Source organism: Winogradskyella ursingii, from assembly GCF_013403975.1.
GTDB classification, from domain to species: Bacteria; Bacteroidota; Bacteroidia; order Flavobacteriales; family Flavobacteriaceae; genus Winogradskyella; species Winogradskyella ursingii.
In genome coordinates this window covers 360,483-375,249 of record NZ_JABFDH010000002.1, presented here as the reverse complement: position 1 = coordinate 375,249, position 14,767 = coordinate 360,483, and the positions used below count along the sequence as shown (strand labels likewise).

Below are 14,767 nucleotides of genomic sequence, written 5' to 3'. Positions count from 1 at the left end.
CCTTACTATTTCTAAATGTCAAAGAAAAAACAATTACGTTACGATAAAGCTTATTTAAGAATTGCACAAGAATGGGGAAAACTATCCCATTGTAAAAGAAAACAGGTTGGCGCGCTTATTGTTAAGGATAGAATGATAATTTCAGATGGTTACAATGGTACACCAACTGGTTTTGAAAATTATTGCGAAGATGACGAGGGTTACACTAAATGGTATGTGCTTCATGCTGAGGCCAATGCCATTTTAAAAGTAGCATCCTCAACGCAATCTTGTAAAGGGGCAACTCTGTACATTACTTTATCACCATGTAAGGAATGTAGTAAACTAATACATCAAGCAGGTATTGTAAGAGTCGTTTATTCCAAAGATTATAAAGATGCCTCAGGAATAGATTTTTTAAAAAAAGCAGGCATAAAAATTGACCTTATTGAAGATTTAGACGCTTAATGGCAACAAAAAACAAGTACATACCATTAATTATTGGAGTTGCAATTGCAGCTGGAGTTGTCATTGGCGGAAAAATGAATTTCACTGATACTTCGGACAATCTTTTTACTACCAATAGCAAAAAGGATAAAATCAACAGGCTCATAGATTACATCGATTACGAATATGTGGACGATGTCAATACTGACAGTATTGTCGATGTAACAGTTAACGGGATTTTAGATAATCTAGATCCTCATAGTACTTATATCCCAAAGGCAGACCTAGAACGTATTACAGAAAATATGAAGGGCGATTTTGTCGGAATTGGCATTAACTTCTACCCATATAAAGATACCATAGCTGTAATTAGACCAACTGAAGGCGGACCAAGTGAGCGCGCTGGAATTTTGAGTGGTGACCGAATATTAATGGCAGATGGAGATACGCTTTACGGAAATGAGGTGAGCAATAATGATATTACCAGCAAACTTAAAGGGGACGAAAAGAGCAAGGTAAAGCTTACTGTTTATAGAAGAGGAGAAGACGACTTATTAGAATTTGAAATAAAACGTCAATCCATACCAATAAAAAGTGTGGATGCCTCTTATATGCTAACGGATGATTTGGGATATATAAAAATTAACCGTTTTGCTGAATCTACTTTCAAAGAATTTAAAGACGCTCTGGACGAATTGCAAGAACTTGGAGCTACAAAATTAGCCTTAGATCTACGCGATAATCCTGGTGGATTTCTTGGTATTGCAGAACAAATAGCTGATGAATTTTTAGAAGATGATAAACTCATTTTGTTCACTAGAGACAAAAAAGGTCGTGAGGAGAAAACGTTCGCCACTAGAAGAGGTGATTTTGAAGATGGTGAAATTTTTATTCTAATTAATGAAAACTCTGCTTCGGCGAGTGAAGTTATTGCAGGGGCACTTCAAGATAATGACAAAGGAATTATTGTTGGGAGACGTTCTTATGGCAAAGGTCTTGTACAGCGTGAAATGGCATTAGGTGATGGCAGTGCGGTTCGTCTAACTGTGTCTCGTTATTATACACCAACAGGCAGATCCATCCAAAGGCCATACGACAACGGAAATAGTACAGCCTATCATAATGATTATTACAAAAGGCTGAGAACAGGCGAGTTATCAGATTCGGAAAATATAGTGGTTGATGATTCCTTAAAATTTACAACACCAAAAGGTAAAATTGTATATGGTGGTGGAGGGATAATTCCTGATGTATTTGTACCAGTCGATAAACTTATTGAAAATGAAACCATCAATTATTTAAGACGGCGAGGTCATTTTGGGTTTTTTGTGTTTGAAGAACTTGATAAAGATAGAAGCATTTACCAAAGTATTTCAAAATATGATTTTATTAATAATTTTGAAGTAAGCGACGATATTGTCGTCCGGTTTCAGGATTATGTGAATGCTAGAGAGCGTGTCAACATTACTTTTGTGGCTTATAATGATGAAATTAGACGACTTATTAAAGCTACCTTAGCACGCCAATTATTTGATGACAATGCCTTTGAGGAAATCATTAATAAGGAAGATATTATGGTGCAGGAAGTGGTTCTATTAAGTCAAGAACAATCCGATTTTAAGCAGTAACTTTATCGTGAACTTTAGTGTGCTTGCCATCATTCCAAACTGTTAAAATATCAGTGGCAACATGGGCGCCACTGCCACAAGCTATAGCATATTGACTCCGCCATCCTGCCAAGGTGCCAGCAACGTACAAATTTTTATCCACCAAATGGTCAACATTTTTAAGCCAGATTCTGTTTTTTTCTAACGCAGCTCTTGGATGTGGTTCAATATAATCTTCTAAACCATTTATTGTTATTAAACTTGTATATCCCACTGCAATTACAACCATATTTGAAGAATATGTGTTTTTGTTTGTTGTTATGCGATAGTCTTTACCTTCTTTCTCAATAGATTTTACTTTCTCTTTTTCAATTTGGTGCACGTGAGGGTATAAATCATTAAGTTGAGTCCTTCCTTTTGCTAAAATATCAGTACCAAGGGTTCCAGAATCCAATCCTAAAACATTATTAAATAATGCATTCTGGAGGTGTGACGTTTTTTGATGTGCGATAATCCCAATGTTTTTGTCATTTACATAAGCGCGTTCTTTCGCAGACCCTAAAACCAATGCGCAAGACAATCCAGCGGCTCCACCACCAATTATTAAAACATCAAAATCCATTAGCGACGCTTTTGTAGTTTTTCGATTTTCTTAGAAATTCTTAAAATCTGAAGTAGAATAACAGCACAAGCCGCTGAAAGAATGGTCAGTAGGGCTGTAAAGCTTCTGCCTTCAAGTAGAGCATCAAAATTTAATTGTGTCGCATTAAAAATAATTAGTGCTGCTGCGACTACAGATAAAATTATAGTGAAGATTTTCATAATAAAATATTTTAAATAAACAGTGCCTTTATGTTGGTGGCGAACAATTTAACGGCAATTGCTAACAAAACTACACCAAAAACTTTTCTTATAATGTTAATTCCATTGGCACCTAAGACTTTTTCAATTCGGTGAGAAGTTTTGAGTACAATATAAATTACCACAACATTACTTATAATAGCAACGATAATATTTTCTGTGGCAAATTCAGCACGAAGCGATAGTAATGTAGTTAAACTTCCTGGACCAGCAATAAGTGGAAATGCTAAAGGAAAAACCGATGCTGTCATGCCACCCATTCCATCATCTTTGTAAAGTGTAACTCCCAAAATCATTTCTAAAGCTATAAAAAAGAGAATAAATGCACCTGCTACCGCAAAAGAATTCACGTCAATGCCTATGAGGTTGAGCAAACTTTTTCCTAAAAACAAAAAGACGACCATAATTACTCCAGCAATAATAGATGCCTTTTCACTTTGAATATGTCCTGCCTTTTTACGTAAATCTATAATAATTGGTATGTTGCCTACGATATCGATGACCGCAAAAAGTACCATAAATGCTGTAAATATTTCCTTGAAATTGAGTTGCATAACGTTGATTATCATAATTTTTGCAAAGGTGCGATTTAATTGAGGATTTTCAGTATTAAATTAGTAATAACTTTGTAAGTGAAAAGAGTCTAATTCATGCTTGGGTTATTCTGTTTTAACCTATCCTAAACTTAAGTTGCATTTACCACTTAAAAAGCTATTTTTGCGTCATGTTTCAACTCGGAAAAACTTTAATATCAGAAGACATTATCGAAAAGGATTTTGTCTGTAACCTATCTGCTTGTAAGGGAGCTTGTTGTGTAGATGGCGATGCTGGTGCACCTTTAGAAAAAGCCGAAGTAGACATCTTAAAAAAGATCTACCCAAAAGTTAAACCATTTTTAAGAAAAGAAGGTGTTGAAGCTATTGAACAGCGAGGTACATCTGTAACCACCGCCTTTGGCGATTTGGAAACACCACTTATTAACGGTGCAGATTGTGCCTACGTCATTTATGACAATAAAAAAACAGCACTCTGTGGTATTGAGGAAGCTTACAATCAAGGTGAGATTGATTGGAAAAAACCAGTGTCTTGTCACTTATACCCAATTAGGGTAAAGGATTACAGCGAATTTTCAGCTGTAAATTACGATAAGTGGGAGATATGCGATGATGCTTGCACGCTCGGAAAAGAGCTTCAAGTACCAGTTTACAAATTTGTGAAAGAAGCTTTGATTAGAAAATTCGGTGAGGATTGGTATATTGAATTGGAAAAGGTGGCGGAAAATATTAAGCATTCTTAGTCTAAGCCGAGGTAATTTTCAAACTATACATTTTTTACAACCAATTATACATAAAGTGCAGTTATTGAAGTTTTTAAAGCTTATATTAAAGCATTAATTTTTAAAATCTTCTTGTCATGACAACTTTTAAATACACAAAAATCCTCGCGTTTACACTTTGTTTCTTTTTAACGCATGGTGCATTTGCGCAATTTGGTAAAGCCAATAAGGTGGAACTACCGGACACCTATGAATTTGATTACCACTATCAACTTAAAATGACCCATAAAAAAGACGATTTTACTTTAGATTATTATCTAAAACAAGATGCTCAATATTTTGGTTTTGATGCGCAAGCAATGGCCAAAGGTAAAGATGACGCTAAAATGTTTATGGTTATGGACACTAAACTAGATGTCTCAGCAATGTTTATGGAAATGATGGGTAAAAAAGTGGTGCAGAAAAACAATATAAAGGCATCAGATTTTATGGGAAAAGAAGAGGATATGTCTGATTATAATTTCAAAGAAATTGATTCTAAAACGATACTTGGTTATGAGTGTGAAGGTTATGTAAGTGAAAATGATAAACAAAAGATTACTTTTTATATCACAAATGATGTTCCTGTAAGTTTCAACCAGATATTTGGTTCTAACATAAAAAATATGCCCAAAGGATTTAATCCTGCAATAATGAAAAAATATGCAGAGGGTGGGTTGATGATGGAAATGATTTACGAGGATAAAAAGAAGTCAAAAAACAACATGACCATGGAATGTACAAAGGTTGAAGCTGCGGATTTGTCCATCGATACGACCAAGTACGGCTCAATGATGGGTGCATTTATTGGCAACTAGGATTTTGTTGGGATACGCAAAGTTACGTTGGTACCAATAGGTTCGTCTTTACTGTATAAGTCCATAATCAAAAGACTGTATGTGTTGGAAAAACCTTTTGAGAAATTGGCCAGACGCGCTTTAGTGAGTTCTATGCCAACAGACTTTCGTTTTAGTTTTTTGTTAGCCTTTATTCTGCTTGATGCAATACGACCTATGCCATTATCTATAATCTCTATAGTGATGTAATCATTAGAATTTTTAAATACGTTAAGGGTGATTTTTTTGTCCTCAGGCTTGGCAGAAAGTCCGTGCCAAAGGGCATTTTCTAAAAATGGTTGAAGAATTAACGACGGAACTTTAACCACTTCTGTATTAATGGTGTTGTCTATGTTCACTTCAAATTCAATTTCATTAGAAAAGCGTATGTTTTCAATATTCATGTAGAGTTGCATAGTTTCCAATTCATCGCTCAGCGATGTCTCTTTTTCTTTTGAAGCAATTAAAATCTTTCGGATTAGTTTTGAAAATTTATTCAAATAGTAAACTGCATTTTCCTTTTCGTTATTAATAATATAAAGCTTAATGGAATTAAGCGAGTTAAAGATAAAATGAGGATTCATTTGGCTTCGCATCATATCCTGCTCTAGCAATAAGATTTGTTTCTCGTGACGCAATGCTCTTGTGCGGTTGATGATGATAAATGAGGCAATAAATATGACCAAAGCAAATAAGGAATACAATAAGATTTTTCTATTGCGCTCTAACCTCATGTTTACAGCTTCATTTTCTAAAGCCAAGGCCTCAATTTGATTATTCTTGATTTCATTCTCATAAGAGATAACGATATCATTAACATATTGAAGGTTTTGTTCTGTAAGAATAGTGCTCTCTATAGCTACGGCTTCCTGGTACTGCTGTAAGGCAGTTTTATAATCATTCTTTTGTTCACTTACTTGGGCTAAAAGTTTTTTAGATTCTGCAATTGAAGAATTGAGATTATATGCCTCAGCTACTTCTAATGCTTTTTTAAGATTTCTTTCTGCAGCCGACCATCTATTCAAGCCAATCTCCAACTGTCCAAGATTGATATAAGATGAAGAAATATAAAACTGATCACCTAATTTTAAGGCTTTTTCTAATGCTCGTTTTATAATTGGTTCAGCTTTGGCAAACTGTTCTTTTTTAATGTAAATACCACCAATACTATTTTCGCAAATTACTCTTCCTATTTCAGAATCTATAGCATTATTGTAGTCTAAAGATGTCTCGTAATTAGCAAGTGCTGCGTCCAAATTGCCTTTGGCCTCTTCTGCATAACCAATGTTGTGATAGTTTATGGCCAATCCAAGTTTGTTGCTAGATTGACTTTCAATTTTAAGCGATTTATTGAATTGTGTAATGGCCAAATCGTATTGTTGCAAAGCGAGATAAATATTACCAATGCTATTTTGTGAAACGGCGATGTTATACGTAACGATTTCAGATGGATCTGAAACGGAATAGGCAATATCCAAAGCTTCTGTATGGTAATCTAATGCTGGTTTAATAATATCCATTCTTCGGTATGCCACACCAATCATGTTCAAGCTTATAATTCTCAGTTCGTCATTATCAGCTTGGTCGGCATAAGAATTTGCTTTTTGATGCAGCTCAATAGATTTTTCGTAGTTAGATATATTTCTTTGAATAACACCAAGCGCATTTAAGGCATAACTAGCACCTTCTTTATAAGCGTTTTTTTTAGAAGCGTCCAAAAAGACCTTCATTTTTAAGCTATCTCTTTTAAAGGCGTTTAATGTGGAATCTATTAAATTATAAGATATAGGCTGGTCCCTACTAATTTTTTCGGCCAAGACTTTAAAATCAGAAGATTGCGCGTTTATTTCTGAAGAAAAATAACAAAGTATCAAATATAAATACAGTGTAGATAATTTGATGATGGATTTTAAATTTAAGCAACGCATGGACTAAAGTTTTTCAAGAAAATCAGATTTTCTTTGTCTTGCGACCGGGATTTTGTGATTACTGTCCATGATAACATAGCCTTCGTTTTTAACAAAAGCCTTTATTTTATTTAAATTGATAATGAAGGAATTATGAATTCTAAAAAAATAATGTTCAGGCAAAATGGCATCTATTTCTTTCAGCTTTTTGGTTACCAAAAGATTCTTTTGGCCTTGTAAGTGCAAAGTGCTATAGTTACCGTCCGATTCTACATAAATGATGTCGTCCACGTCGAGAAAAACTAATTTACCGTCTGTGTTTACCGTAATGCGTCTCTTGTCAAATTTTGAATTAAAATTAGACAACATGCTCTCAAACTTCGCTGCATTTAGAGTACGGTCACTATGTTTTTTGATTTTTGCAATGGTGTCTTTTAGATCGTCGGAATCTATAGGTTTTAACAAATAGTCCACGGCTTCATGCTTCAAGGCTTTAATAGCGTATTCATCATACGCCGTTGTGATTATAACGGCAAAATCGATGGTATCTAATTTTTCCAAAAACTGAAATCCGCCAATAGTAGGCATTTGCACATCTAAAAATAGGCAGTCTGGTGTATTGGTTGCTAGATAATCGAGCGCTTTTTCAGGATTTGTAAAAGAGGCTACAACCTCAATCTCATCGCTAAAATTACCTAACTCCCAAATAAGACCTTGGACGGCCTTAGGTTCATCATCTACAATTACAGCTCTTAACATGTTCTTAGATTAATACTATAAATATATATAATATTCTCTATGGCATAATACCTAATATGTGTAACATGTAGCATTTATTGTATAAAATGCATAAAATAGATTTTAGTATTTAGTTACTCACAACTAATTATTTAACCTGGACCAGTTATACATTTTTTTTTACCAATTATACATCGAGCCACTAAGTTTGCCGTTTTAATTAAGATATTTGATAAACAAAACTAACCGAATGATAAACAAATTAGGGGTTTGTTTACCGGTTGTAATGCTATTGATCATTTAAAGTAGGAAAGAAAATTTCTTTCAGCTTTATATTAAAGTGTTAATTAGTTAACTAACAATTTTTAAAATTGTTTTTAATCGATTTAAGTTAGTTATTAGGGAAAAAAGAGCGCTAAAGAGCGCTCTTTTTTATGGATGTATTTTGAAATTTTAGTAAACAAAACTCTATAACGTTTACGGTTGCTTAGGATTAATTTAATAAGACTAATACTACAAAAAAATATTGATTGCAAATACTATAAACCTTTGAAATACAGATATATAGGTTGATTTAGGATTGTTTTATAGGTTTTATAGGTGTTACGGCCGTTTGTTAAAAACTTGTTGACAATGTTTATTATTTTGTCTTTTATTTTCATTTTCAATTAACAATCTTTGTTCAGGGTTAAGCGAGAAATGATTTTTATGGAATTCGATTCAGAAATAAATCATAATCATCAATTTTTAAAAAATTACATCCCTTTTTGTTCCTTTTAAGGGAAAAATTATAACACGTTTTACGGAATATAATTGAATTCAAGGATGGTATAGATACCATTCTAATGGCTATCTAGGCTTTAAATTAAAACAATAAAATTATGGAAACCAAACAACTAGAGATCACGGAAATTATTAAGAGAGATTATGAAACAAGTCCATTTGTTTTAAGAAAAATTTCTAATGCTGTTGAAAAAGCAATGATGTCTGTTGGTAATGGTACTAAAGAAGATGCCAATACAATTGCCGTAAAAGTGATGCAAGAGCTATTGGATAGAAAAGGAAAGGATTACAGATATGTGCCAACCGTAGAAGAAGTACAGGATTTGGTTGAGGTTAAGTTAATGGATAGTCAGTTTTTGGATGTCGCAAAAGCTTATATTCTTTACAGAGACGAGCAGGCCAGAAACAGAAAGACGAATATTTTCGAAAAGCGTATCAACTTAAAGCCTTACGAATATCCTGCGCTTAACGAATATGTTGATGCGATTAGACATTCATACTGGATCCATTCAGAATTCAACTTTACGAGTGATATTCAGGATTTTAAAACGAGGCTTACTGTAGTTGAGCAAAATGCTATTAAAAATACTATGTTGGCCATTTCTCAAATTGAAGTTGCTGTTAAATCATTTTGGGGAGACATTTATCACAAAATGCCAAAACCGGAAATTGGATCTGTTGGTGCAACATTTGCTGAAAGTGAAGTACGCCACCATGATGCATACTCGCACCTTTTGGAAATCCTAGGTCTTAATAGCGAATTTAAGAGATTGAAGAAAAATCCAGTAATAATGCGACGCGTACATTATTTGGAAACCGCATTGAAAAATGCAAAAAGTGAAGATAACAAGGAATATGCGGAATCTATTTTACTGTTCTCTCTCTTTATTGAACACGTATCATTGTTCTCCCAATTTTTGATCATCATGGCTTTCAACAAACATAAAAATATGTTGAAAGGTATCTCAAACGTTGTTGAAGCCACTTCAAAAGAAGAGCAGATTCACGGTGACTTTGGAATTGATGTTATTAGAATTATAAAAGAAGAAAACCCAACTTGGTTCGGTGAAGAACATAACACAATTGTAAAGGTAATGTGCCAAGAAGCTTTTGAATCTGAAAGTAGAATTATTGACTGGATTTTTGAAGCTGGTGAATTGGATTTTCTTCCAAAGAATGTAATCAACGAATTTATAAAGAACAGATTTAACCAATCATTAGAAAGTATTGGTATTGATAAAGTATTTGAAGTAGATAATACTTTATTAGAAGAGACCGAATGGTTTGATGATGAGATAATTGGCACCAAGCATGGCGATTTCTTCGTGAAACGCTCAATCAACTATAGCAAAAGAACTAAAAGTATAACCAGCGACGACTTATTTTAATTAACCATGAACGACAACACTAAACTAGACATTGAGAACAACGTAGCAAACCCTCAAACTACCACAACCTCACCACAAGACGAATTAATCAAAGCAAGAAAAGAAGCCATTAAGGAGGCCAAAAAAGAACCGGAAATTAAATGGTTAACCAACCATAGCCGTCAATTTTTATCCTCTGGTTACCTTACAGAAGACACAACACCTGAGGAAAGAATCAGGGAAATTGCCAATAGAGCAGAAGAGATTTTAAAGATTGATGGATTTGCAGATAAGTTCTATGGCTATATGGCAGAAGGCTTTTATTCTTTAGCTTCACCAGTATGGTCTAACTTTGGCAAGAAACGTGGTTTGCCTATTAGTTGTTTCGGGTCACATATTTCTGATGATATGGGAGATATACTTTACACGCAGTCAGAAGTTGGGATGATGTCTAAACTTGGTGGTGGTACGTCGGGTTATTTCGGGAAATTGCGTCATAGAGGTGCACCGGTAAAAAATAACGGAGAATCTTCTGGCGCAGTACACATTATGCAGTTGTTCGAGAAAATGGTTGATGTTGTTAGCCAAGGTTCTGTAAGACGCGGTCGGTTTTCGCCATACCTTCCTATAGACCACAATGATATCAATGAATTTTTAGAAATTGGTACTGAAGGTAACCCAATACAAGAGCTAACGCACGGCGTTACTGTAGGTAACGATTGGATGCAGAAAATGATCGATGGTGATTCTGAAAAGAGAGCCATTTGGGCAAAAGTATTACAAAGAAGAGGTGAAATAGGTTATCCATATATTTTCTTTAGAGATAACGCCAACAACAATGCACCAGAAGTGTATCAAGAAAAAAAGCACGAAATCTACGCAAGTAACCTGTGTTCAGAGATTATGTTGCCAACTAACGACAGATGGTCTTTTGTATGTGTTTTGTCTTCTATTAACTTATTGCACTACGATAAGTGGAAAAACACAGATGCAGTTGAAACCATGATTTATTTCTTGGATGCTGTATTGGAAGAGTTTGTAACAAAATTAGAGGTATACAGAGATTCACCAGACCGTGACGATAGACAAACGTTCTTGTTCATGGAGAAGGCTTATAACTTCGCAAAGGAAAACAGAGCTTTAGGTATGGGAGCTTTAGGATGGCACTCTTTATTACAATCTAAAATGTTGCCGTTTGATAGTGCGGAAGCCTTTAATCTTAACAGTGAAATCTTTAAAACCATTAGAGAAAAATCGATTAAGGCGTCAGAAGAATTGGCAGAGCTATTTGGTGAACCAGAAGTATTAAAAGGATATGGCAGACGTAACACAACATTGAATGCTGTAGCACCAACCACATCTTCTGCATTTATCTTAGGGCAGGTATCACAAGGGATAGAGCCAATATGGTCCAATAGCTATGTAAAGGATATTGCTAAAATTAAGACAACTATTAAGAATCCTTTCTTAAAAGCTTTATTGAAAGAAAAGGGTATGGATACGGTTGAAGTTTGGAAAAGCATCCGTGACTACGATGGTTCAGTACAACATTTAGAAGGATTAACAGAGCTTGAAAAAGATGTCTTTAAAACCTATTCTGAAATTGACCAGATGACGATCATCTATCAAGCAGCAAACAGACAAAACCATATTGACCAAGGTCAATCTTTGAATATTATGGTACATCCAGATATGCCAGTTAAGGACATTAACAAACTATATGTTACAGCCTGGCAATTAGGAGTAAAATCACTCTATTACCAACACAGTATGAACGCAGCACAAAAATTCAAGCAAAAGAAGGAATGTGCTAGTTGTGAAGGGTAACCAAATTCCTGCGAAGGCAGTAATCCTAAATAAGAATATTAAAAAAAAGCATCTCAGAAATGAGATGCTTTTTAGTTGGCCGTCATTCTGAACTTGTTTCAGAATCTTCTAATTCGATTATGCGTGATGTGATGCTGAAATCAATTCAGCATGACGGAAACATATGATAAATTTAATCCTCAACCAAAGTATCAGTTCCTAAATAATTATCATCTTTATTATAATACCAAGCTCTAACTTTTGGCATGACAATGCTGTTTACTACAGCTTCTTCGGAAAGTAAAATATATTCGCCAGTATCTTTTTGCTCCTTGCCGTTTTCATCTGTTTTAAAAAACTGGTAGATTTCCATTGCATAGGTTGTTGGGTCAAAATAGAAGTACCAAACATCACTACCAACAGATTCGTCATAGGTCACTTTTATGACCAAATAATTCTTCCCTTTAAAAGTCTTCTTTTCAACTTTGTTACTCAGATTGGTGCCTGCGTCTGTTAACTTCATTGGCAAACCATAGAGATACGTATAGTAGTTTTTGTAAAGTGTAGCTCTGTCGCAAGACATATTTTTTAATTCGGCTTTTGTGCTATCAACTACCTTTCCATTATATCTCATTTCGCATTTACCTTTATTTATGGTATATGTTGTGGTTATAGTGTCCCTCTTTGCAGTGACACTAAAATATTCTTTTGGTAAATTGATTTTGATATTACTTGTACGCTTAGCTGCGTTTGGTGTTGTCATAACTACGGTAAATTCGCCATTATAATCTTTCCAGTTGTTATTTGGGTCGTGGTAGTTGATGGATTTTTCTAAAATGTCTTTTGCTGTAGGGTTTTGAGCAAAGCTTGACAATGTGCAGCAAATTATAAAAGTGGAAATTAGTGATTTCATTCGTTTTTATTTTTCCACAAATTACGAAATAAAAAAAGCACCCAATGCCGAACTGTACGGGAGGGTGCTTTTGTAACTTTACCTTTATTAGATCAATGGATTAATTTGCTGCCATAAGCGCAAAAAACTTATCAATATTTGGTAAAAGTATGATGCGTGTTCTTCTGTTTTTAGAACGGTTTTCACTTGAGTCATTATCTACCAATGGTTGGTAGCTACTGCGTCCAGATGCAATTAATTTTTCTGGTGCAACATTATATTGGTCTTGAAGTTTTCTAACAACAGATGTAGCTCTTAAAACACTTAAGTCCCAATTATCAGCAATCTTTTCAGTACTAATGGTTCTTGAGTCCGTATGACCTTCTACCATAACATCAATGCTTTCTTCTGAGTTAATAACATCTGCCAATTTCTGAAGAATATTGTTTGCTTTATTACTGATTCTATAACTTCCAGTGTTAAACAACATTTTGTCCGATATTGAAATCATAACCACAGTTTCGTTAATATTCACTGCTATATCTTCATCTTCGTCAATATTTTCGTCCATCGCCTTTCTAAGATTGTACTGTACGGCAAGGTTCATAGAATCCTTAAGCGTTTCTGCATTGGCTAATTGAGCTGCATCAACGTTCTTCAAAGTTTCGCGCATTTTACGCTTAGTAGCGTTGGACATAACAGATCCATCACTATTAACATCAATTTTTATATCATTTTCAATCTTCAGACCTTCTACGTCCTCATTCAAGGAATTTAATTTAGAATTGTATTCATCCACACGGTCTTGAATTTTAGCAAATTTTGCTTCAAGTTCTTCATTCTCTACACGTGTTTTAGTAAGTTGGCTTTTTAGTTCACCATTTTGCTGTTCTAATGCTACGTATTTCTTTTTTGAAACACATGCAGTCATTAAAATGGTTGTGACTAATACTATTGAGATTTTCTTCATAATGTTTTAATTAATTAACTTTCTTAAAAATATATATACGGAACAGAATCAGTTTTTAGATGTTAATTAGACGTTAAATAGTTAAATTTCAAAGATGAATGAAAAATTAAGAGAAGTTGCTCAGGTATTTTTTAAACTGGGTTGCTTTGCTTTTGGTGGCCCAGCCGCGCATATTGCAATGATGGAAGATGAAATCATTGAAAAAAGAAAATGGATGACAAGAGACTATTTCTTGGATTTAATTGGGACTACTAATTTAATTCCTGGCCCAAATTCTACAGAAATGACCATGCACTGTGGTTATGAACGGGCTGGCAAACCCGGTCTGTTTGTAGCTGGTATTGCTTTTATACTACCTGCAACCATAATTACCGCGTTGCTTGCTTATTTATATGTTAGGTATGGTGAATTACCAAAAGTAGAACCATTTATTTATGGTATAAAACCAGCGGTATTAGCTATTATAGCTAGTGCCATATTAAAGTTGGGAAAAAAAGCTGTTAAGAGTACAGAGCTAGTAGTAATAGGTATATTAGTTCTGTCTGTAAGCTTATTGGGAGTTAATGAAATTGTTGCCTTACTGTCTGCAGGAGTGTTAGGGACGGTCTATTTCTATCTCAAATCTAAAACGAATTCAAATTTAAGTATCATCTCTCCATTTTTTCTGCTTCTCGGCATTAATTCATCGATTGTAAAAATATCTACGGTTAAGCTTTTTTTGATTTTTTTGAAAGTTGGAGCCATATTGTACGGAAGTGGTTATGTACTATTTGCTTATTTGGACGCGGAGCTGGTAACTCGTGGATTACTAACCAGGTCAGAGTTGATAGACGCTATTGCAATTGGTCAATTTACACCAGGCCCAGTGTTATCTACATCAACATTTATTGGATATCAGCTTTCGGGATTTTCAGGAGCTCTGGTAGCGACGGCTGGTATTTTTTTACCTTCGTTTTTATTTGTTTTATTATTGAATCCATATATACCGAGAATGCGTAACTCTCAAATCTTAAGGTATTTTTTAGATTCGGTCAACGTTGCTGCTGTAGCTGTTATGTTAGCGGTCCTTTTTGTAATGGCAAAAGAAACATTAATAGAATGGCAAAGTATTACGATCGCTGTTATTGCTGCCTATATCACTTTTAAAACAAAGATTACTACCATATGGACAATTGTAATAGGTGCATTGTTAGGATATGCGTTATTGACTTTATTCTAAACGTCGAATAAAAAAAGCCTTAATTTTCATTAAGGCTTTA

General features: G+C 34.4%; 14 protein-coding genes. 7 read left to right on the top strand and 7 right to left on the bottom strand.

Translation table 11 applies throughout. From position 1 onward, the window contains the following. Positions 1-15: 15 nt before the first annotated feature. Positions 16-447: a deoxycytidylate deaminase gene (locus HM983_RS05400; protein WP_179344374.1), complete on the top strand. Its 432-nt coding sequence runs from the start codon at positions 16-18 to the stop codon at positions 445-447. After that, on the top strand, positions 447-2,054 hold the full coding sequence (locus HM983_RS05395; RefSeq protein WP_179344373.1) for a S41 family peptidase: 1,608 nt from the start codon (positions 447-449) through the stop codon (positions 2,052-2,054). The genes HM983_RS05400 and HM983_RS05395 overlap by 1 nt, the downstream gene beginning before the upstream one ends. On the opposite strand, the gene HM983_RS05390 is transcribed toward HM983_RS05395, so the two are convergent. The 3 genes from HM983_RS05390 to HM983_RS05380 are packed head-to-tail and all read right to left on the bottom strand — an operon-like array spanning position 2,044 to position 3,448. Then, positions 2,044-2,655, bottom strand: a complete 612-nt coding sequence (locus tag HM983_RS05390; RefSeq protein ID WP_179344372.1) for an FAD-dependent oxidoreductase — start codon at positions 2,653-2,655, stop codon at positions 2,044-2,046. The genes HM983_RS05395 and HM983_RS05390 overlap by 11 nt on opposite strands. Then, complete coding sequence (locus tag HM983_RS05385; RefSeq protein WP_179344371.1) at positions 2,655-2,855, bottom strand: hypothetical protein; 201 nt, start codon at positions 2,853-2,855, stop codon at positions 2,655-2,657. The genes HM983_RS05390 and HM983_RS05385 overlap by 1 nt, the downstream gene beginning before the upstream one ends. Positions 2,856-2,866: 11 nt before the next feature. After that, a complete protein-coding gene (locus tag HM983_RS05380) occupies positions 2,867-3,448 on the bottom strand; it encodes a MarC family protein (protein WP_179344757.1) in 582 nt (193 codons plus the stop codon). Positions 3,449-3,618: 170 nt separating this feature from the next. Here HM983_RS05380 and HM983_RS05375 point away from each other — a divergent pair, with 170 nt between their 5' ends. After that, entirely contained in the window at positions 3,619-4,191 is a 573-nt protein-coding gene (locus tag HM983_RS05375; RefSeq protein ID WP_179344370.1) for a DUF3109 family protein, read from the top strand. 116 nt (positions 4,192-4,307) lie between these two features. Then, positions 4,308-5,027 (top strand): DUF4412 domain-containing protein, encoded by a 720-nt coding sequence (locus HM983_RS05370; protein WP_179344369.1) that lies wholly within the window; start codon positions 4,308-4,310, stop codon positions 5,025-5,027. Here HM983_RS05370 and HM983_RS05365 read toward each other — a convergent pair. Further along, positions 5,024-6,973: a tetratricopeptide repeat-containing sensor histidine kinase gene (locus HM983_RS05365; RefSeq protein ID WP_179344368.1), complete on the bottom strand. Its 1,950-nt coding sequence runs from the start codon at positions 6,971-6,973 to the stop codon at positions 5,024-5,026. The two genes, HM983_RS05370 and HM983_RS05365, sit on opposite strands and share 4 nt — an antisense overlap. 3 nt (positions 6,974-6,976) lie before the next feature. Continuing rightward, entirely contained in the window at positions 6,977-7,711 is a 735-nt protein-coding gene (locus HM983_RS05360; RefSeq protein WP_179344367.1) for a LytR/AlgR family response regulator transcription factor, read from the bottom strand. Positions 7,712-8,571: 860 nt separating this feature from the next. Here HM983_RS05360 and HM983_RS05355 point away from each other — a divergent pair. Next, positions 8,572-9,861 (top strand): ribonucleotide-diphosphate reductase subunit beta, encoded by a 1,290-nt coding sequence (locus tag HM983_RS05355; protein ID WP_179344366.1) that lies wholly within the window; start codon positions 8,572-8,574, stop codon positions 9,859-9,861. Between the two features lie 6 nt (positions 9,862-9,867). Further along, on the top strand, positions 9,868-11,667 hold the full coding sequence (locus HM983_RS05350) for a ribonucleoside-diphosphate reductase subunit alpha (protein ID WP_179344365.1): 1,800 nt from the start codon (positions 9,868-9,870) through the stop codon (positions 11,665-11,667). Positions 11,668-11,839: 172 nt separating this feature from the next. Here HM983_RS05350 and HM983_RS05345 read toward each other — a convergent pair whose 3' ends face one another. Both HM983_RS05345 and HM983_RS05340 read right to left on the bottom strand, forming a co-directional pair. Then, complete coding sequence (locus HM983_RS05345) at positions 11,840-12,559, bottom strand: DUF6503 family protein (RefSeq protein ID WP_179344364.1); 720 nt, start codon at positions 12,557-12,559, stop codon at positions 11,840-11,842. A gap of 100 nt (positions 12,560-12,659) precedes the next feature. Beyond that, positions 12,660-13,508, bottom strand: a complete 849-nt coding sequence (locus HM983_RS05340; protein WP_179344363.1) for an OmpA/MotB family protein — start codon at positions 13,506-13,508, stop codon at positions 12,660-12,662. Positions 13,509-13,602: 94 nt separating this feature from the next. Between HM983_RS05340 and chrA the strand changes: the two genes are divergently transcribed. After that, the gene (chrA, locus tag HM983_RS05335) at positions 13,603-14,727 is read left to right on the top strand and encodes a chromate efflux transporter (RefSeq protein WP_179344362.1); all 1,125 of its coding nucleotides are present in this window, start codon (positions 13,603-13,605) and stop codon (positions 14,725-14,727) included. The last annotated feature ends 40 nt before the right edge of the window (positions 14,728-14,767 follow it).

Coding starts and splice junctions, on each gene's coding strand:
- HM983_RS05400 (WP_179344374.1), top strand. CDS start 16: ATGTCAAAGAAAAAACAATTACGTTACGATAAAGCTTATTTAAGAATT.
- HM983_RS05395 (WP_179344373.1), top strand. CDS start 447: ATGGCAACAAAAAACAAGTACATACCATTAATTATTGGAGTTGCAATT.
- HM983_RS05390 (WP_179344372.1), bottom strand. CDS start 2,655: ATGGATTTTGATGTTTTAATAATTGGTGGTGGAGCCGCTGGATTGTCT.
- HM983_RS05385 (WP_179344371.1), bottom strand. CDS start 2,855: ATGAAAATCTTCACTATAATTTTATCTGTAGTCGCAGCAGCACTAATT.
- HM983_RS05380 (WP_179344757.1), bottom strand. CDS start 3,448: ATGCAACTCAATTTCAAGGAAATATTTACAGCATTTATGGTACTTTTT.
- HM983_RS05375 (WP_179344370.1), top strand. CDS start 3,619: ATGTTTCAACTCGGAAAAACTTTAATATCAGAAGACATTATCGAAAAG.
- HM983_RS05370 (WP_179344369.1), top strand. CDS start 4,308: ATGACAACTTTTAAATACACAAAAATCCTCGCGTTTACACTTTGTTTC.
- HM983_RS05365 (WP_179344368.1), bottom strand. CDS start 6,973: ATGCGTTGCTTAAATTTAAAATCCATCATCAAATTATCTACACTGTAT.
- HM983_RS05360 (WP_179344367.1), bottom strand. CDS start 7,711: ATGTTAAGAGCTGTAATTGTAGATGATGAACCTAAGGCCGTCCAAGGT.
- HM983_RS05355 (WP_179344366.1), top strand. CDS start 8,572: ATGGAAACCAAACAACTAGAGATCACGGAAATTATTAAGAGAGATTAT.
- HM983_RS05350 (WP_179344365.1), top strand. CDS start 9,868: ATGAACGACAACACTAAACTAGACATTGAGAACAACGTAGCAAACCCT.
- HM983_RS05345 (WP_179344364.1), bottom strand. CDS start 12,559: ATGAAATCACTAATTTCCACTTTTATAATTTGCTGCACATTGTCAAGC.
- HM983_RS05340 (WP_179344363.1), bottom strand. CDS start 13,508: ATGAAGAAAATCTCAATAGTATTAGTCACAACCATTTTAATGACTGCA.
- chrA (WP_179344362.1), top strand. CDS start 13,603: ATGAATGAAAAATTAAGAGAAGTTGCTCAGGTATTTTTTAAACTGGGT.